General features: G+C 45.5%; 18 protein-coding genes. 14 read left to right on the top strand and 4 right to left on the bottom strand.

The window, feature by feature from the left end; translation table 11 throughout:
• Positions 1-284: 284 nt before the first annotated feature.
• On the bottom strand, positions 285-1,265 hold the full coding sequence (locus Q0785_RS19875) for a metal-dependent hydrolase (protein ID WP_298834457.1): 981 nt from the start codon (positions 1,263-1,265) through the stop codon (positions 285-287).
• Between the two features lie 149 nt (positions 1,266-1,414).
• On the opposite strand from Q0785_RS19875, the gene mutY reads away from it, so the two are divergent.
• The 9 genes from mutY (at position 1,415) to nikC (ending at position 11,445) form a co-directional block, all read left to right on the top strand.
• Entirely contained in the window at positions 1,415-2,464 is a 1,050-nt protein-coding gene (gene mutY, locus Q0785_RS19870; RefSeq protein ID WP_298834454.1) for an A/G-specific adenine glycosylase, read from the top strand.
• Between the two features lie 2 nt (positions 2,465-2,466).
• Complete coding sequence (gene fabL / locus Q0785_RS19865) at positions 2,467-3,213, top strand: enoyl-[acyl-carrier-protein] reductase FabL (protein ID WP_298834449.1); 747 nt, start codon at positions 2,467-2,469, stop codon at positions 3,211-3,213.
• 103 nt (positions 3,214-3,316) lie between these two features.
• Complete coding sequence (locus Q0785_RS19860) at positions 3,317-3,862, top strand: DUF402 domain-containing protein (RefSeq protein WP_191716769.1); 546 nt, start codon at positions 3,317-3,319, stop codon at positions 3,860-3,862.
• Between the two features lie 59 nt (positions 3,863-3,921).
• Complete coding sequence (locus tag Q0785_RS19855; RefSeq protein WP_298834445.1) at positions 3,922-5,667, top strand: ABC transporter ATP-binding protein; 1,746 nt, start codon at positions 3,922-3,924, stop codon at positions 5,665-5,667.
• Between the two features lie 153 nt (positions 5,668-5,820).
• Positions 5,821-6,840 (top strand): ABC transporter ATP-binding protein, encoded by a 1,020-nt coding sequence (locus Q0785_RS19850; protein ID WP_298834442.1) that lies wholly within the window; start codon positions 5,821-5,823, stop codon positions 6,838-6,840.
• Positions 6,815-7,798 (top strand): dipeptide ABC transporter ATP-binding protein, encoded by a 984-nt coding sequence (locus Q0785_RS19845; protein ID WP_298834439.1) that lies wholly within the window; start codon positions 6,815-6,817, stop codon positions 7,796-7,798. Before Q0785_RS19850 ends, Q0785_RS19845 begins: the two co-directional genes overlap by 26 nt.
• 29 nt (positions 7,799-7,827) lie before the next feature.
• The gene (locus Q0785_RS19840) at positions 7,828-9,450 is read left to right on the top strand and encodes an ABC transporter substrate-binding protein (RefSeq protein ID WP_298834435.1); all 1,623 of its coding nucleotides are present in this window, start codon (positions 7,828-7,830) and stop codon (positions 9,448-9,450) included.
• Between the two features lie 85 nt (positions 9,451-9,535).
• Positions 9,536-10,540, top strand: coding sequence for an ABC transporter permease (locus Q0785_RS19835; RefSeq protein ID WP_298834462.1), 1,005 nt, complete (start codon positions 9,536-9,538; stop codon positions 10,538-10,540).
• 53 nt (positions 10,541-10,593) lie between these two features.
• Entirely contained in the window at positions 10,594-11,445 is an 852-nt protein-coding gene (nikC, locus tag Q0785_RS19830) for a nickel transporter permease (RefSeq protein WP_223642938.1), read from the top strand.
• A 104-nt stretch (positions 11,446-11,549) separates the two neighbouring features.
• On the opposite strand, the gene Q0785_RS19825 is transcribed toward nikC, so the two are convergent.
• Together Q0785_RS19825 and Q0785_RS19820 are read right to left on the bottom strand one after the other, a co-directional pair.
• A complete protein-coding gene (locus Q0785_RS19825; RefSeq protein WP_298834433.1) occupies positions 11,550-12,635 on the bottom strand; it encodes an aromatic acid exporter family protein in 1,086 nt (361 codons plus the stop codon).
• Positions 12,636-12,676: 41 nt separating this feature from the next.
• Positions 12,677-13,963, bottom strand: a complete 1,287-nt coding sequence (locus Q0785_RS19820; RefSeq protein WP_298834431.1) for a glutamate-1-semialdehyde 2,1-aminomutase — start codon at positions 13,961-13,963, stop codon at positions 12,677-12,679.
• 124 nt (positions 13,964-14,087) lie between these two features.
• On the opposite strand from Q0785_RS19820, the gene bcp reads away from it, so the two are divergent.
• The 4 genes from bcp to perR all read left to right on the top strand — a co-directional run bounded on the left by bcp (position 14,088) and on the right by perR (position 16,640).
• Positions 14,088-14,564 (top strand): thioredoxin-dependent thiol peroxidase, encoded by a 477-nt coding sequence (gene bcp, locus Q0785_RS19815; RefSeq protein WP_298834428.1) that lies wholly within the window; start codon positions 14,088-14,090, stop codon positions 14,562-14,564.
• A 14-nt stretch (positions 14,565-14,578) separates the two neighbouring features.
• Positions 14,579-15,520 (top strand): D-2-hydroxyacid dehydrogenase, encoded by a 942-nt coding sequence (locus tag Q0785_RS19810; RefSeq protein ID WP_298834425.1) that lies wholly within the window; start codon positions 14,579-14,581, stop codon positions 15,518-15,520.
• A gap of 2 nt (positions 15,521-15,522) precedes the next feature.
• On the top strand, positions 15,523-16,074 hold the full coding sequence (locus Q0785_RS19805) for a cob(I)yrinic acid a,c-diamide adenosyltransferase (protein ID WP_298834422.1): 552 nt from the start codon (positions 15,523-15,525) through the stop codon (positions 16,072-16,074).
• A 122-nt stretch (positions 16,075-16,196) separates the two neighbouring features.
• On the top strand, positions 16,197-16,640 hold the full coding sequence (gene perR, locus Q0785_RS19800) for a peroxide-responsive transcriptional repressor PerR (RefSeq protein ID WP_146559369.1): 444 nt from the start codon (positions 16,197-16,199) through the stop codon (positions 16,638-16,640).
• Between the two features lie 96 nt (positions 16,641-16,736).
• Here perR and Q0785_RS19795 read toward each other — a convergent pair whose 3' ends face one another.
• Positions 16,737-17,090, bottom strand: a complete 354-nt coding sequence (locus Q0785_RS19795) for a YgzB family protein (protein ID WP_298834417.1) — start codon at positions 17,088-17,090, stop codon at positions 16,737-16,739.
• A gap of 266 nt (positions 17,091-17,356) precedes the next feature.
• Between Q0785_RS19795 and Q0785_RS19790 the strand changes: the two genes are divergently transcribed.
• Complete coding sequence (locus Q0785_RS19790; protein ID WP_298834414.1) at positions 17,357-18,223, top strand: nucleotidyltransferase-like protein; 867 nt, start codon at positions 17,357-17,359, stop codon at positions 18,221-18,223.
• Positions 18,224-18,712 lie beyond the last annotated feature (489 nt).

Genomic DNA, 18,712 nt, shown 5'->3' with positions numbered 1-18,712 from the left:
CTGACAGGCATAAGCCAGAACAGCAAAGTGGCGCTCTTTGCCACGGCGCTGGGCTGGCTTATGACCCGAAGAGCTGGGCGCTGGAGTCTGGACAATAAAGAAAAGCGGAAGCGCCCGTATAGCTCCGACAAGCGCTGGAAGCTTACCGGTAATGGTGTTCCTTGGCATTGTCGGTAAGTCTGAAGCGACTCGAGGGGCTGGAGTCTGGACAATGAATCCAAAACTGAAGTCCTGCACTTTCTGTAACTCCAATAAAAAAACGCGCACCCACTGGTGTGCGTTTTCTAGTTATGGCTGAAGTCTAATTTTTTCCTTAACTTGTCTTCGCTGAAAATCCATCCGGTATAAGAATTGATGATTTTGCACTCCTTATCCAAATGGGCAACTGCAACGAACGGGTAATAGTCATTGCTGCGGTAGCGCAAGTCGATCAATCGAACTTCGAAGACATCTCCGTATTCGTTGATTTCCCAACGGTACAGTGGAGAAAAGGAAATGAAGGCAGCAATATTTTTATCTTTCATAGCCGCCTGGATCAAATTGTTTTCAGGCATCTCTTTTTTCATGAATTTATCATAGATATTAATGGTGCGGCCATATGCACGCCCGACGTAATGGTGTCGATCTGTATCAGCAGCTACGCGCCAGTGGAAAAAGCGCATGGTTGGTGCCACAAAAACCTCAGTGGCTCCCGGAATTGTATTTCGGACAGCCTTTTTAATAGCCGACTGCACTGCAAATCTTGCGAGATAGTAGAAAAACATGGCAATATAGAGGATGCCGACCGTCAAAACGGGATCAGCACCAAATGCCCAAAGCATCAGGGCAAGCACATGCGCACCGAAAATGATGGGGTCAAAAGTATTGATGACGCCAAGAGCTACCCACCGGTTTGAAATCGGCCTGAGCGCTTGTGTGCCATATGAGTTAAAGATATCAACAAAAACGTGCATAAAAACGGCCAGGAATGACCAGAGCCATAAATGGAGCAGATTAGCTTCAGGAAAAATGAGAGATAATGCACCTGCTATCAATAGAGGCCAAAGCAACACTGCAGGAATGGAGTGGGTTGCGCCCCGGTGATGCCGAATATAGACGGCGTTGTCACGAAGCTTCAAAACAGTATCGACGTCCGGTGCCAAGGATCCAATGATGACACCAGATACTACAGCGGTCATGGTTGCGGGGTGGCTGACGACAGCCGGATCGGCCATTGCGAGGCCGCCAAGGGCAATGCCCATGACAATATGTGTTCCTGTATCCATTGCCTCATCCCCTTTCTATAAAAATATTGATTGGTATGGGGAACAAAAAAGTTTTGTTAAGATAAACTTATTCCCTACTTTCTCATATACCCGAAAAAAGGCTGGAATAATCAAGCTGAACGGAGGCTAAATCCATTAAACTAGAGAAATTGCACTTTCAAAATGACCTGATCAATTGGTTTGCGGCGGAAAAAAGAGATTTGCCCTGGAGGCGGACAGCAGACCCTTATCAAATCTGGATTTCAGAAATCATGCTGCAGCAAACACGTGTGGATACTGTCATTCCCTATTATAAACGCTTTATCGAGAAATTTCCCACTTTGGATGACCTGGCACAAGCCGATGAACAAATTCTGCTCAAACAATGGGAAGGATTGGGGTATTACTCGCGTGCACGCAACCTGCAGGCGGGAGTCAAGGAAGTGGCTGAAAATTATGGAGGAATCGTCCCGGATAACCGCAAGGAAATCTCATCATTGAAAGGTGTTGGGCCTTATACAGCTGGGGCTATCCTAAGTATTGCCTACGGGGTTCCGGAGCATGCAGTGGATGGTAATGTCATGCGTGTATTGTCACGGATCCTGTTAATTGAAGAAGACATCGCTAAACCTAAAACGCGGAAAATCTTCGAAGAAGCAGTGACTGAAATCATCAGTCATGAAGATCCTTCTTCGTTCAATCAGGGCTTGATGGAGTTGGGGGCCTTGATCTGTACACCAACCTCACCGAAATGCCTGCTGTGCCCAGTTCGTGAGCATTGTGCCGCATTCCATGAAGGTAAACAGCATGATTTGCCGATTAAATCCAAAGCCAAAAAAACGAAATCGCTGCAATATGCAATGATAGCTCTTCGCCATCAAGATAAACTGTTGATGGAACAGCGTCCAGCCACGGGTCTGCTGGCGAATATGTGGCAGTTTCCGATGCTGGAAACTACAGCGGATATTCTGCCGCTTGAAATAGAAGAGCGGCTGTCGGAGAGTTTGAAAGGCGTTGTGGACAAAGTTGAAAAAATTACTTCTTTCAAACATGTCTTTTCTCATTTAACATGGAACGTGGATGGCTTTATTGCCGACAGTGAAAATATAGATGCCCCGCCCCATATGAAATGGGTGACAGCAGAAGAGCTGGATTTATTGCCGATCGCAGGACCGGTCCAAAAAATGAAAACAGCATTACAGCAAAGAGGAGATGTTTAACCATGGCAGAACAAAAAGTAGCGCTGGTGACAGGCAGCAGCAGAGGCCTCGGAAAAGCGATGGCAATCGCCCTAGCAGATCAAGGATACGATATCGTCGTCAATTACGCGCGCAGCAAAACCGCTGCACTCGATACCGTTAAGGAAATCGAAGCAAGAGGGCAAAAAGCCTTATTGGTCCGGGCAAATGTAGGAGATGTAGAGAAGCTTCGCGGCATGTTCGAGACCATCAAAGAAGAATTTGGACGCCTGGATGTTTTTGTTTCCAACGCAGCATCCGGCGTTCTGCGCCCGATTATGGAACTGGAAGAATCACATTGGGACTGGACGATGAACATCAACGCGAAAGCGATGCTGTTCGGGGCACAGGAAGCGGCGAAATTGATGGATAAAGGCGGCAAAATCGTCGGCATCAGCTCACTGGGGTCTATTCGTTATTTGGAAAATTATACGACGATAGGAGTTTCAAAAGCGGCGGTAGAGTCGATTACACGTTACCTAGCCGTGGAGCTGGCGCCGCTTGGAATTGCCGTCAATACAGTATCCGGCGGAGCGCTCGATACCGAGGCATTGAAGCATTTCCCGAATCGTGAAGATCTATTGAATGATGCCCGTGTGAATACGCCGGCGGGCCGTATGGTTGAAATCGAGGATATGGTCAAAGTGGCATTATTCCTGATTTCCTCCGACTCGGATATGATCCGCGGACAGACGATTATCGTGGACGGCGGCCGTTCGGTCGTGATGTAATCCTTTGGTCCTTCCGCCTTATTGCTGTATGTTTTCAGAATTGATTGATATAATACTGAAATAGCAGATAAACAAAGGCTTAGACAAGAAGGTGGGATGCTACATGGCGATTCCTGCGGAGGGTGAAACTATCCAAATCCACAGTTATAAACACAACGGCCGAATCCACCGTGTCTGGCAGGAAACAACTGTACTGAAAGGTACGAATAATATTGTAATTGGTGCAAACGAACGGACGCTGGTGACAGAATCCGATGGCCGAACCTGGTTGACGCGCGAACCGTCAATCTGTTATTTTCACGCAGAGCATTGGTTCAACATCATCTGTATGCTCCGAGACGACGGTGTTTATTATTATTGCAATGTCAGTTCTCCATTCGTCTATAATAATGGCTCGTTGAAATACATCGATTATGACTTGGATGTAAAAGTGTTTCCAGACATGTCTTACACGCTGTTGGATGAAGACGAATATGAAGACCATAAGCGGCAAATGGGTTATCCTGAAGTGATTGATCAGATTCTTCACCGGAATGTGGAAAAATTGATCAGCTGGATCAAACAGCGCAGAGGGCCGTTTGCCCAGGACTTTATCGAAGTATGGACGAACCGCTATGAATTTCATAGACTAAACCGGATTCGTGATTAAAATGAAAACCTGTTGCCAGCCAACAGGTTTTTCGTTTTGAATAGAATGGAGTGAAAGTTTTGAGCAGTATGAAACGCTATATGCAGTTTGTCAAACCGTATTATTGGCAGATTGCGTTGACGATTGTCATCGGGATATTCAAATTTGCGATTCCGCTTTTTATCCCGTTGCTGATCAAAATCGTCATTGATGATATTATCGGGGCGGATGCATTATCGAATGCAGAAAAGCTGGAGCAGCTGTACTTATGGCTTGGAGGAACGGCAATCGTATTTTTCCTGCTGCGCCCGCCGATTGAATATTACCGCCAGTATTACGCACAGTATGTCAGCAATAAAATCCTTTATGATATCCGTGGTTTTCTATACGGCCATCTACAGCGCCTAAGTTTGCGCTATTACGCTAATACACGTGCCGGTGAAATCATCTCGCGAATCATTAATGACGTTGAGCAGACAAAAAACTTTGTGATGATCGGCTTGATGAATGTCTGGCTCGATTTGGCGACGATAGTCATCGCCATCATCATCATGTTGACAATGGATGTTTCATTGACCATTGTCGCGCTGCTGGCATTCCCGTTCTACGCCTTCAGCGTCAAATACTTCTTTGGCAGGCTGCGCGACCTGACGCGTGAACGTTCACAAGCTTTGGCCAATGTCCAGAGTTACCTGCACGAGCGGGTGCAGGGGATGAGCATCATCAAAAGTTTTGCGTTGGAAAAACATGAACAGAAAATTTTCAACGATACCAATGATCAATTTCTGGAAAAGGCGATCGACCATACCAAATGGAACGCCAAAGCGTTTGCGGTAGTAAACACCATTACGGATGTCGCTCCGCTGCTGGTGATCGGCTATGCCGGTTACCAGGTCATCCAGGGGAACTTGACGCTTGGTACGATGGTGGCGTTTATCGCCTATATCGAACGTCTTTACAATCCACTGCGCCGATTGGTCAATTCTTCGACGACCCTGGTGCAGTCACTGGCATCCATGGACCGGGTGTTTGAGTTGATTGATGAAGATTACGATGTCACTGACAAAGAAAAAGCGCATGACTTGAAAGTTGTCGACGGCAAATTGGAGTTCCGCGATGTCGGTTTCCATTACAATGATGGTGGAAGCGAAGTATTGACGGATTTGAACTTCACAGTGAAGCCGGGGGAGACCGTTGCTTTTGTCGGAATGAGCGGTGGGGGAAAATCGACCATCATCTCGCTGATTCCTCGTTTTTACGACGTTACAAGCGGTGGCATCTACATGGACGATCACGACCTGCGTGATGTGACGACCCATACGTTGCGTGACCAGATCGGCTTGGTGCTGCAGGATTCGATTCTCTTCAGTGATTCTGTAAAAGCGAATATCCTGATGGGGAAACCAGATGCGACAGATGAGGAAGTGATTGCGGCTGCCAAAGCTGCAAATGCTGATGAATTCATCACTCAGCTGCCGGAAGGCTATGATACGAAAGTCGGGGAACGCGGAGTGAAATTATCGGGAGGACAAAAACAGCGTGTAGCGATTGCGCGGGTGTTCCTGAAGAATCCGCCGATTCTCATATTGGACGAAGCGACTTCCGCTCTTGATCTTGAAAGCGAAGCACTGATCCAGGATTCACTGGAACGTCTGGCGCATGATCGCACGACTCTCATTGTGGCGCATCGCCTTTCCACCATCACCCACGCAGACCAGATTCTTGTCATTGACCACGGCAAACTGGCTGAAAGTGGAACACATAATGAATTGATGGAGCAGCAAGGTGTGTATTACAACTTGTTCCAGGTACAACATTTTAACTGATTATAGTAAGGGCCTCCAAAATTTTGGAGGCTCTTTTTGTGGGTACAGAACTTCCAGCAAATTCAAAAAGAGATATTGCATTAATAATAATATTACGTATAATTAAAAGAAGGAGAATAATCTGAATCATTTTTGTGCAAAAGGGGGAGCATCATGAATGAACGCAAAACCATCTTAGACGTTAAAGGTTTGAAAACATCCTTTTTCACAGATGATGGAGAGATACCAGCAGTAGATAATGTAAATTTTCACATACGGGAAGGTGAAGTACTGGGCATCGTCGGTGAGTCCGGATGCGGTAAAAGTGTCACTTCCCTATCTATAATGGGATTGGTTCCCAGCCCTCCAGGGAAAATCACCGGAGGCGAAATTTTATTTCAGGATAAGGATTTAACAAAGTTATCCGAAAAAGAAATGAGAGGAATCAGAGGCAACGATATTGCAATGATTTTCCAGGAACCGATGACTTCGTTGAATCCGCTTTTTACAATTGGAGATCAGCTTCGCGAAGCCATTAAGATACACAAACGGGATTGGTCGAAAAAACAGATTCAGGAGCGCGGCATCGAAATGATGAAACTGGTGGGATTGCCGCGTCCTGAAGGTCTGATGAAAGAGTATCCGCATCAACTGTCAGGCGGAATGCGCCAGCGCGTCATGATTGCCATGGCATTGTTGTGCGATCCGAAAGTATTGATTGCCGACGAACCGACGACAGCACTGGATGTAACCATTCAAGCCCAAATTCTTAAGTTGATCAAAAATCTCAACGAACGCTTGAATACAGCCGTTCTGCTGATCACCCATGATTTAGGCGTAGTAGCTGAAACCTGCGAACGCGTAGTTGTCATGTATGCAGGAAAAGTGGTCGAGGAAGGGCCGGTCCATACGATTTTCAATGATCCGCAGCATCCTTATACAAGAGGTTTGCTGGAATCGGTTCCGGATATGCGCTTTAAAAAAGAGCGTTTGTACTCGATTCCCGGAAACGTTCCAAAACCGGGAACAATCAAAACCGGCTGTAAATTCGCAGAGCGTTGTGAATTTGCTTTCGACCGCTGTATAGTGGAAAACCCGGAACTGTACCAAACTGCGGATAATCATCAAACCCGCTGTTTCCTATTCGATCCGAAGGAGGTACAGTCTCATGACAGAACCGTTATTAAAAGTTGAAGGGCTGAAAAAGTATTTCCCCATAAAATCCGGAATTCTAGGGAGAGTCAGCAACCATGTCAAAGCGGTTGATGACGTATCGTTTACTGTCCAGGAAGGCGAGACTTTGGGGATCGTCGGCGAATCGGGCTGTGGGAAATCCACAACGGGACGCATGTTGATGCGTCTCCTAGAACCGACGGAAGGCACCGTCACATTCGATGGCCAGGAATTGACCAGTCTGTCGAATAACGAAATGCGAAAAGCGCGCCGTGATATTCAGATGGTCTTTCAGGATCCCTATGCTTCATTGAATCCACGCCATACGATTGAAAAGATTTTAATGGAACCGCTTAATGTCCATGATATAGGCGATCCGAAAGAACGTAAAAAGAAAGTGCATGAGTTTTTGGAGATTGTTGGCTTGAGCAGCTATCACGCGAAGCGTTATCCGCATCAATTCAGCGGCGGCCAAAGGCAACGCATCGGCATTGCACGTGCATTGATGACAAATCCGAAATTGATTATTGCAGATGAACCCGTGTCAGCGCTTGATGTTTCGATTCAGGCACAGGTATTGAATCTGATGCAGGATCTTCAAAAAGAGCTGAAGCTGACTTATATTTTCATTGCCCATGACTTAGGCGTAGTTCGACATATCAGCGATCGCGTAGGGGTCATGTATCTCGGGCAAATGGCGGAACTTGCCGACACTGAAGATTTGTATGAAAAACCATTGCATCCGTATACGCAGGCACTATTGGCTGCTGTACCGGTGCCGGACCCGGAGTTCATACGGGAAGAAGTCGCCATTACTGGAGATGTTCCGAGCCCGGCGAATCCACCGAGCGGCTGCAGGTTCCATACGCGCTGTCCTTTCAAAATGGACATTTGCTCTAAAGCCGTACCGATTTTTGCGGAAGTTGAGAAAGGTCATTCTGTTGCCTGCCATCTTTACGAAGAGTCCAGGCCGCAATGATAATAAATAGAAAAAACGGAGGGGTTAATTTGGGAAAGAAAAAGTTTTTATCGTGGGCATTTCTGCTGCTCTTGTTAGTATCGACAGCTCTTTACGGCTGTAGTTCTGATAATGCGTCAGAAGGCGGCGAAGGCGAAGGTGGAAGCGAAGGCGGATCCACTGAAGAGAAAACGTTGATCTTTGGACGCGGAGGCGACTCGGTTTCTCTTGATCCGATTACTGTCACGGACGGTGAATCTTTTAAAGTGACGAAAAACGTTTTTGATACATTGGTGAATTTTGGTGAACAGGATACAGAAATCGAGCCGGCATTGGCTTCTGATTGGGTAGCCTCAGAAGATGGATTAACGTATACGCTTACATTGGAAGAAGGCGTCAAATTCCACGATGACACTGATTTCAATGCTGAAGCAGTAGTCAAGAACTTTGAACGTTGGGCAGCCGGTGACGGAGAGCAATTCCCTTATTATGGTTCTATGTTCGGTGGATACGGCGATGAAGAAGGACATGTTATCGAATCTGTAGAAGCGACAGGCGATTACGAAGTGGTCTTCACATTGAAGCGTCCGCAGGCTCCATTCCTTAAAAACCTGGCTATGAGCCCATTTGCGATTGCCTCACCAACTGCATTTGAATCCGCTGGCGACGCTTTTGGCGACAACCCGGTTGGGACAGGACCATTTAAATTTGTTGAATGGAAACGCAACGATACGATTACAATCGAGAAATTCGATGATTATTGGGTGGAAGACGAGCCGAAATTGGATCAAGTGGTATTCCGCGCGATTCCGGATAACTCAGCTCGTTTGAACGCTTTGTTGTCAGGTGAAATTGACTTGGCAGACGGAATCACGCCTTCTGATGGTGCGACAATCGAAGCAGATGAAAATCTTCAATTGTTTGAACGCCCGTCTATGAACGTAGGCTACCTTGGTATGACAGTTACACGTGAACCATTTGACGATCCAAAAGTACGTCAGGCAGTAAATCACGCTATTGATAAACAGGCGCTTGTAGATGCGTTTTTCGAAGGGCGTGCTGAAGTAGCGAAAAACCCGATTCCGCCAGTAATCAGTGGATATAACGACAGCATCGAGGGGTATGATTATAACCCGGAACGTGCGAAAGAGTTGCTAGCTGAAGCTGGTCTTGAAGACGGCTTTGAAATGGAACTTTATGCAATGCCGGTTCCACGTCCGTATATGCCGGACGGCCAAAAAGTAGCAGAAGCCATTCAAAAGAACTTGGCTGATGTCGGTGTAACCGCTGAAATCGTGTCATTTGAATGGGCAACTTATCTTGAAAAAGCTGCAAACGGAGAAGCCGATGCATTCCTACTTGGATGGACAGGCGATAACGGCGATGCCGATAACTTCCTTTATGCTTTGCTTGATCAGGACAATGTTGGGACAAATAACTACACGTATTACGAAAATCAGGAATTGCACGATATCTTGATCCAAGCGCAATCAGAAGTTGAAGAAGAAGTAAGAAACGACTTGTACATGCAGGCTCAAGAAATCATCCATGAAGATGCTCCTTGGGTACCGCTTGCACACTCTACACCGCTTTTGGCTGGTGGAAATAATGTAATCAATTTCAAAGCACATCCAACAGGTTCTGACAAATTGGCTTCAGTAGATTTAGAGTAGGCAATTCATGGGGAGGAAGTCGGATGATTTCCTCCCTTTTTTTCTTCCTGTTATACATATTGCAAGAGATGGAGAGGTGAAGAAGATGCTTCACTATATCGGAAGGCGGCTTCTACAGTTAATCCCGGTTTTACTCGGTATGACATTTATCGTATTTATGATCATCCGCGCGATTCCCGGTGATCCTGCACAAGTCATCCTTGGTCAACAGGCATCCGAAGAAGCGATAAAAGCATTACGAACAAATCTGGGGTTGGATAATCCCTGGTACATCCAGTACTTTGATTATTTGAAAGGGCTGGTGACAGGAGATCTGGGAGAGTCCCTTCGTACGAGAACTCCAGTAGTGGATGAGGTATGGCCTTATCTGGCTGCAACAATCGAGCTTTCTTTATTTGCAATCATTATTGCAGTAGTCATCGGAATCAACGCAGGCATCATTTCAGCTTGGTTCCAAAATTCATGGTTTGATTACTTGGCTATGATCATCGCATTGATTGGGGTATCAATGCCGATCTTCTGGTTAGGCTTAATGAACCAATGGATTTTCTCGATCGAATTGGGGATCCTTCCAACAACGGGACGTGAAAATGTCCGTGATCCCGTTGATGTCATTACCGGTTTCTATGTCATCGATACATTGGTTGCAGGCGATTTTAACCAATTATCTACGGTTCTGAAGCATCTGGTATTGCCGGGGACAGCTTTAGCGACGATACCGATGGCGATTATTGCCAGAATGACGCGTTCAAGCATGCTTGAAGTCATGCGTTCGGATTATGTCAGAACTGCTCGTTCAAAAGGATTGTCGATGTTTTGGGTGGTTTACAAACACGCCCTTAAAAATGCTATCATTCCGGTATTGACGATTATCGGTCTCCAGATGGGGCTGCTTCTTGGCGGCGCTATTTTGACGGAAACCATTTTCGGTTGGCCTGGAATTGGGCGTTATATCTATGAAGCGATTGGCTTCCGTGATTATCCGGTTATTCAATCCGGAATTCTGATTGTCGCGTTTATTTTTGTCATGATCAATCTGTTTGTCGATCTGCTTTACGGTTTGGTCGATCCACGCATCAAATATGATTAGGAAGGAGGAGACGTACATTGGCTGAAACAGCAATCAAACAAGATCAAGCGGAAATGCAGAAAGTCGCCGGTCCTTGGAAAGAGGCTTGGCGCGGTTTCCGAAAAAGCAAAGTAGCGGTAGTCGGAATGGGAATCGTCATTTTCTTTGTTCTGCTGGCGATTTTTGGTCCACTTATTACACCGCAGGGCATCAATGAACAAAATCTGTCTCAACGGCTTATGCCTCCTTCTTCCTCACATTGGATGGGAACGGACGATTTTGGCCGGGATATCCTGTCGCGGGTTGTATACGGTGCCCGCATTTCGTTATGGGTCGGCTTTTTAGCGGTTATCGGGTCGGTGGTAGTCGGTAGCATTTTGGGGATTTTAGCCGGATATTACGGTCGCTGGGTGGATACCATCATCTCGCGTATCTTTGATATCATGCTGGCATTCCCGAGTATTTTATTGGCGATTGCGGTAGTATCGGTTCTTGGGCCATCATTACGCAATGCGCTGATTGCCATCGCGATCATCAACGTTCCGAACTTTGGGCGTTTGATCCGTTCGAAAGTGTTAAGCATTAAAGAAGACGAATACATCATGTCGGCTAAAGCAATCGGCATGAAGGATAACCGGATTCTGGTGTCGCATATTTTGCCGAATTCCATGGCGCCGGTCATTGTTCAAGGAACACTTGCTATTGCAACGGCCATCATCGAAGCTGCAGCTCTCGGATTCCTTGGCTTAGGAGCTCAAGCTCCGTCTCCGGAATGGGGTAAAATGCTGGCAGACTCGCGTTCGTATTTGACGAATGCACCTTGGACCATGATTTTCCCAGGCGTTGCCATCATGCTGACAGTTCTCGGGTTTAACCTGATGGGCGATGGTTTGCGCGATGCCTTAGATCCGCGGATGAAGTCGTAGGAAAAGCGAAAACGCCTTGAAATCTGGACATTAAATAAAAAGGTGTAAACTTATAAATTCTTAAGGTCAAAAAACGTGCAGGGCAATTTGCCCCGCACGTTTTTTTATATGGCATTCTCCAGATCATTGTCTACTTCTTCTGAGTGGTAATTCAAGTAAGCGATGATGAGTAAATCCAAATGTTCCAGTTGTTCTTCATAATCAAGGATTGCCGAAAGCACATGCATTAAATGATAGACCGAAAATTCATCCTCATTCTCTTCATGAGCTAAATTTATTTCTTTTACAAAAATTGTCATTACTTCATTGCGTTTCATGATGGCATCTGCTCCAGAACCTTCACTATGTTCCGGCCGCATTTTGCCGACATACTTCATATACAACTGCTCGTGGTAGCTGGCCAAACTTTCCAATCGCTCCTGGACCATCATGTGGAAATGTTCCGGCAGTTCCATCAGCTCGTTTTCAAATCGGTTCAGTCGCTTCAAAACTTCAAGGCTTTTCTTGGAAGTCGCGATCATCTGGCGGTATAGCACCAATTTCCGCGCTTTTACATACTGTTGTTTTTTAGTGTAGCTGCGCTCTTCTTTGTAAAATGAGTACCATTGATCCACTTTTATCAGCTTTTCCGTCAATTTATCGATGTCTTCTTTGACCGATGCATGATCGGACGCGTGGCGGATGGAGACGCGGATCCAGCGAATAACTTCTTCACTTACCTCATGGATTGAAGTGAACAGACGCGTTTCGTATTTGGGTGGAAGGAAAATCATGTTTACAGCAAACGCTGATAGAATCCCAAGCATGACTGTACTGATTCTCAAGGAAGCAAATGTCAGGAAGTCAGCGGAATGGGAGTCCATGATGATGATGATAGTGACCAAAGTCAATGGGACAGTATTTTCCAGCTTTAGTTTCAGCATCACCACAATGGCCAAAATGGCTGCTGCACCGATCGTCAAATAATTGCTTCCAAGTGTCAAAACAAAAATGATGGCGATGGCTGCACCAATAAGATTTCCGTATATCTGATCAAGCAAGGTCAGATAGGATCGATAAATAGACGGCTGGATAGCGAAAATCGCTGCGACGCCTGCAAATACAGGGGAAGGCAATTCCAGTAAGTTGGCCAGGAACAAGGCCATAGAAATGGCCACGCCAGTTTTTAAGATACGTGCACCTAATTTCATTTACTTAAGGACTCCTTCCCATAAATATAGTTTTGTACTAATTATAACTGTTTAAATGCTTGGCGTACGGCTTGAATTGAAACTTCCACATCTTCTTCAGTGTGTTCAGTTGTTAAGAACCACGCTTCGTATTTCGACGGTGCAAGATTGATTCCCTGCTCCAACATCAGTTTAAAGAAACGACCGAAGATTTCTCCATCCGTTGCCTCAGCCTGTTCGTAATTTTCGACTTTGACATCGGTAAAATAGATGGTCAAAGCGCCCTTCAGGCGATTGACGGTAATGGTCACACCAAATTCCGTGGCAGCTGCCAAAATGCCTTCTTCAAGCTGGGCACCCAATTTATCCATTTTCTCGTAGACGCCATCTTTTTGAAGCACTTCCAAGCAGGCAATTCCAGCTTGAATAGAAGCTGGGTTTCCAGCCATCGTACCAGCTTGATAAGCTGGCCCTAAAGGAGCCACAGTTTCCATAATCTCTTTTTTTCCGCCATATGCACCAATCGGCAATCCTCCGCCGATAATCTTTCCGAGCGCTGTAAGATCCGGCACTAATCCAAGCATATCCTGTGCGCCCCCGTAATGGAAACGGAATGCGGTAATTACTTCGTCATAGACAATCAAAGCACCTTTTTCATGGGCGATGCGATGAACCTCCTGTAGGTAGCCTTCATGTGGCTCGACGATTCCGAAATTGCCGACGATTGGCTCGACAAGGATACAGGCAATTTCCTCGCCCCAACGGTCCATGGCTTCTGCGAATGCCTGTGGATCATTGAACGGGATGGTGATCACTTCTTCGGCGATGGATTTCGGTACGCCTGCTGAATCGGGAGTGCCGAGTGTTGCGGGGCCGGAACCGGCAGCAACCAGAACCAAGTCGGAATGACCATGATAGCAACCTGCAAATTTCATGATTTTTGTACGCCCAGTATAAGCACGTGAAACACGGATCGTCGTCATGACCGCTTCTGTCCCACTATTGACGAAACGGACTCTGTCCATGTTCGGCATTGCTTCTTTCAACATTTTAGCGAATGTGATCTCGTGGCGGGTTGGAGTCCCGTAAAGAAGTCCGGTTTCCGCTGCGTGCGTTATCGCCTGGGTGATATGTGGATGTGCATGCCCGGTGATAATTGGGCCGTATGCTGCGAGATAGTCTATGTATTTATTGCCGTCGACGTCCCAAAAGTAAGCACCTTTGCCCCGCTCCATGGCGATTGGAGATCCTCCGCCTACCGCTTTAAAAGATCTGGATGGACTGTTGACGCCGCCTACAATATGTTCTAACGCTTCTTGGTGAAGCTTTTCTGATGTTGAATGATCCATTGAATGATTGCCTCCTATTGATTAATCTATTCCTTATTGTAGACAAATTTATCCCTAAACGCCAAAGAAATTGAAACTGAAGCTGTGGTTCGGTACGATAGAGAGAAGAAAAGGAGTGATGGAGATGGCTGCATTGGAAGGTACACAAGCACCGGAATTTTCATTGAAGAACGAAGCGGGGAAAACGGTTTCCCTGCAGGATTTTGCTGGCAAAAAATATGTGGTCCTTTATTTCTATCCGAAAGACATGACTCCGGGCTGCACGACTCAAGCCTGTGATTTCCGCGATGCTGAGGCTGACTTCTCAGCACTCAACGCAGTGATTTTGGGCGTCAGTGCAGATTCGGAAGACCAGCACAATAAATTCATCGAAAAGCATGGCTTACCATTTTCGCTTTTGGTGGATGAAGACCATCAAGTATCTGAAGACTACGGTGTCTGGGTGGAGAAGAATGTATACGGCAAAAAATCCATGGGCATTGAACGCGCAACTTATCTGATCGATCCAACTGGGACAGTCGTAAAAGAATGGCGCAAAGTGAAAGTTCCAGACCACATCCAGGACGTTCTGGAAACTTTGAAGACAATCAGCAACCAGTAAGAAGGGAGACATTCATGGAAATCCTGTTTACATTCATTCCAAAAGAAGATCAACAGCAGAGGTTGAGTACCGAGTTCCCGGAAGTTGATTTCCATTTCCTCTATAAAGACAAGACGCGTTTGCCGTCTGCTGACATCATTGTCACCTACGGAGAAGATCTGACGGCGGAAGATATCGCGTCGGCTGAAAATGTGAAGTGGATCATGGTTGCCAGTGCCGGCATCGAAAAGCTTCCGCATCAAGCGATCGCAGAGCGCGGCATTACCGTATCCAATGTTAAAGGAATCCATAAGATACCGATGGCGGAATCGGCTTTGGCCCATCTTTTGTCGCTAAAGCGTTCACTTCCGTTAATTTATGAAAACCAGCGCAATCAGGAGTGGGATAGAAGAACCCGTTCATCGGAACTGCATAACTCTACAGCGCTGATTCTAGGGCCTGGTGCCATCGGTTCAGAAATCGGCCGATTGCTGCAGGCTTTCGGGGTCAAAACCATCGGCTGCAACCGCTCTGGAACAGAGGCTCTCTACATGGGGGAAATGGTTTCTTTCGAAAACATTCTTGAAAAACTTCCAGATGCAGATTACGTCATTTCAATTTTGCCGAGTACACAAGAAACCAACTATCTATTGAAGAGAGCACATTTTCAGGCAATGAAAAAGACCGCGATTTTTATGAACCTTGGGAGAGGGGACCTCGTATCGGATGAGGTGTTGCTTGAAGCGTTGCAAAACGAAGAAATTGCTTTTGCTGTTCTGGATGTTTTTGAACAGGAACCGCTTCCAAAAGGCCATCCTTACTGGTCAATGAATAATGTTATTGTGTCACCTCATGTATCCAGCCACTCTGGAAAGTATGTGGAGCGCGCGTTAGATGTCTTTATTCCCAATCTTAAGAAATGGCTGGCTGATCAAACTGTCCCGGCAAATCTGGTTGATATGGAAAAGGGGTATTAAGCATGAAAATTTACACGAAAACAGGCGATAAAGGCACTACTTCACTTGTCTACGGAACGCGGGTCGCCAAAAATGACGCAGTGGTTGAAGCTTATGGAACATGCGACGAAGCGAATTCATTGATCGGTCTGGCAGTGGGGCATATGAATGCGGAGTTTTTTGAAGAAAAAGAAGCCCTTTGTGAAGCGTTCCACGAAATTCAGACGACTTTGTTCCACGTAGGAGCTGAACTGGCTACTCCGAAAGGCAAAGAAGTGAAGTGGAAATTGACGGAAGAAGATATCTTTAAGCTGGAGCAATGGATCGATCAGTACGATGTTGAAGTCCCACCACTCAAAAACTTCATTTTGCCGGGAGGGCACCCTTCCGGAGCGGCTCTGCATGTGGCCAGGACCGTTGTCAGACGAGCTGAGCGGACAACTTTGTCGATCGGTGAAGACGTGCCGCCGAATGTTTTGGCTTATTTGAATCGCTTGTCCGACTTCTTATTCGTCGCAGCGCGTTTAGTCAATCAGCGCCTTGGACGCAGAGAGAAAGGGCTGCACGAGAAATAAAAATAGAATACGCGCGGCAAACGGCGGCAATATAGTGATTTCTTGACATTCCCCACTTTGAATAGGTACACTGTTTATAACGATTACAATGTAAGAATATCTATGAAGTGAGGTGCACGGCGATGTCTGAAGTACAATTAAAAGACGCGCTTGATGCTTTGAAGTCAACAGGTGTAAGAATCACACCCCAGCGCCACGCAATTTTGGAGTATATGATTCATTCAACAACGCACCCAACAGCGGATGACATTTATCGCGCGCTTGAAAAAACGTTTCCTAATATGAGTGTTGCAACTGTTTATAATAATTTACGGGTGTTCAGAAAAGCGGGGCTGGTAAAAGAATTGACTTACGGAGATTCTTCAAGCCGATTCGATTTTGTCACACATGACCATTACCATATTATCTGTAACGACTGCGGAAAAATCGTTGATTTCCATTATCCGGGACTTGATGAAGTGGAACACTTAGCTTCCCACGTCACTGGCTTCCAAGTGGATTATCATCGCCTTGAAATTTATGGGACATGCCAAGTATGCTCAGGCAAAACGGCAAAAGCCCAATAAAGATTCAAGACGGAAGAAGCATACTGCGCAAAGCGGTATGCTTCTTTTTTGCAGCATAAAAAAACATCCAGCGAAGTTCTCATTCGCTGGATGTTTTTATTGTTGTGAGCTTTTCTTATTGTAGTCCTGATTAAACTCTTTTCCTTCAAGAGAAGGGTCCATTGTCAATGGCTCGTTGCAGTGCATGCAGATATCAACACGGCCCAGCATTTTTGTATGTTTTCCGCAATTAGGACATTCGACCGGAACGGTTTTCATGGAAAGCAATCCGATCCAGCCATAGACAGCTGTACTACCAATAATCGCCACGACGCCCAGCAGCATGAAAATCACCATTACAATAGGATGGTTTCTGAAATAAATGCCGACGTACATAATGACGATTCCGATGAAGATCAACGCTAACGCAAACGTCCGAATGCGATTGATTTTATTTTTATAAGGTTTCATGATTTATTTCCTCCTTGCATCCATCATACTATATCATAAATGCCCTTAAAAAGTGATATCGATTTTCAAATGAAGGAATCCGCAATAAATATGTCGAAATAAAGAAAAGCAGAAGCATATGAGTTTGGATTCTATGTACGAGATAGAGAGAACGGGAAGACCCGATAAGACCATAGGGACAATGTAAAAAACGCTGCAGTTCATTACTGGCCACTCTGTTCAACTTAAGAATGGAATAGGTTAGAGACAGCAAGGAGTGAAAGTTGATGGAACAAATCCTACGACCTATTTATCAGGAACGCGCCAGCCAGGAAAGTACGCTGGGAGTGATTCTAGTGGAAAAAAGAGAAAAGGTCAGCCAAATTACAGACACCTTTGATTCGATTCTATTGATCGTCACCAAGGAAAACGAGACTCCGGTGTTTACGAAGCATTACACCTATTTGAATAAAAAGGCTGCGATGCATATCGTTACCGAAAAGCAATTACATAAATGGCTCCTGCTTGGCACAAACCGGAAGATTGTTGATTGGCTTTTCTATGGTCGTGTCATTTACGATCGCAATGAATTCATGGAGAAGTTAAAAACTGAGCTGAAAGATTACCCTTTCTACGGCCGTAAAATCAAAATGGGTATGGAGTTCGCCAAACTGATTCGCCGTTATATGGAAGGAAAGGTATTCTTTGAAGAAAAAAACTATATGGATGCGTATCACCATATGGTGGAATCGTTGCATCATTTAGCACGACTTGCAGTGCTTGAGAATGGGTTGCCGCCTGAGGTCACTGTCTGGTCACAGGTGAAACAAATGGAACCGGCCATCTATAAGCTATATGAAGAATTGATTTCCAGCGATGAGCCGATCGACAAACGGTTGGAATTGCTGTTTCTGGCCAGCGAATTCTACATTCATTCACGAACGCAAGACGGAGCTCTTCATATAACAGAAGTCATGGAGAAGCAAAGAAGCTGGACGATTCAGGAATTGCATGAGCAGGAAGAATTGAAAAATTACTCTTCCAACCTTGAAGTGTTCATCGAATACCTCGTGGATAAGGAACTGATTTTTATCAACGGAGTTACGACGAAGAGCGAAGGAATCTTCCACAGATACTATTATGTAAAGAACTGATTTGGTGTAGGATGTAGCATGCTGTTTCTGTAAGAAAAACTTGCTTCGCTGATCAGGGGATTAGTAGTTTAGCTTTCAAGCAATAAGAAAGCTTGTCTTGCAGTAGGAAGTTCTAAGTCTCTCGTAAAGCAGAGATGGTCATCGGGAATCCGGTTCTCCGGAGTTTCGATGACTGCTTTTCTTTTAGGGAATTCGTTCAGAAAGTAAGGGATGAATAATGATTTTATAGTAAGTTAATCAAGGCGTTAAAGTTTTTTAAACTTTTTTCTCTTTAATCATTGACATACTTGAAGAGAATGTATTATGATAATACACGTCGCTAAGGGAAATTAAGTTTTTTACAATAATAAAAAAGCTTGACTCTTCCAACAAACGATGTTAAATTAGAGAAGTTGCTTTTACAGGACGAAAAAACTTGAACCTTGAAAACTGAACAGCAAAACGTCAACAAACAGCAACGGCCGCGCAAAACGGCCCGCGCAAAACTAC

The organism is uncultured Planococcus sp. (assembly GCF_947501725.1).
Lineage (GTDB): Bacteria > Bacillota > Bacilli > Bacillales_A > Planococcaceae > Planococcus > Planococcus donghaensis_C.
The sequence above is the reverse complement of the archived record's forward strand: the minus strand, read 5'-3'. Positions and strand labels throughout refer to the sequence as shown.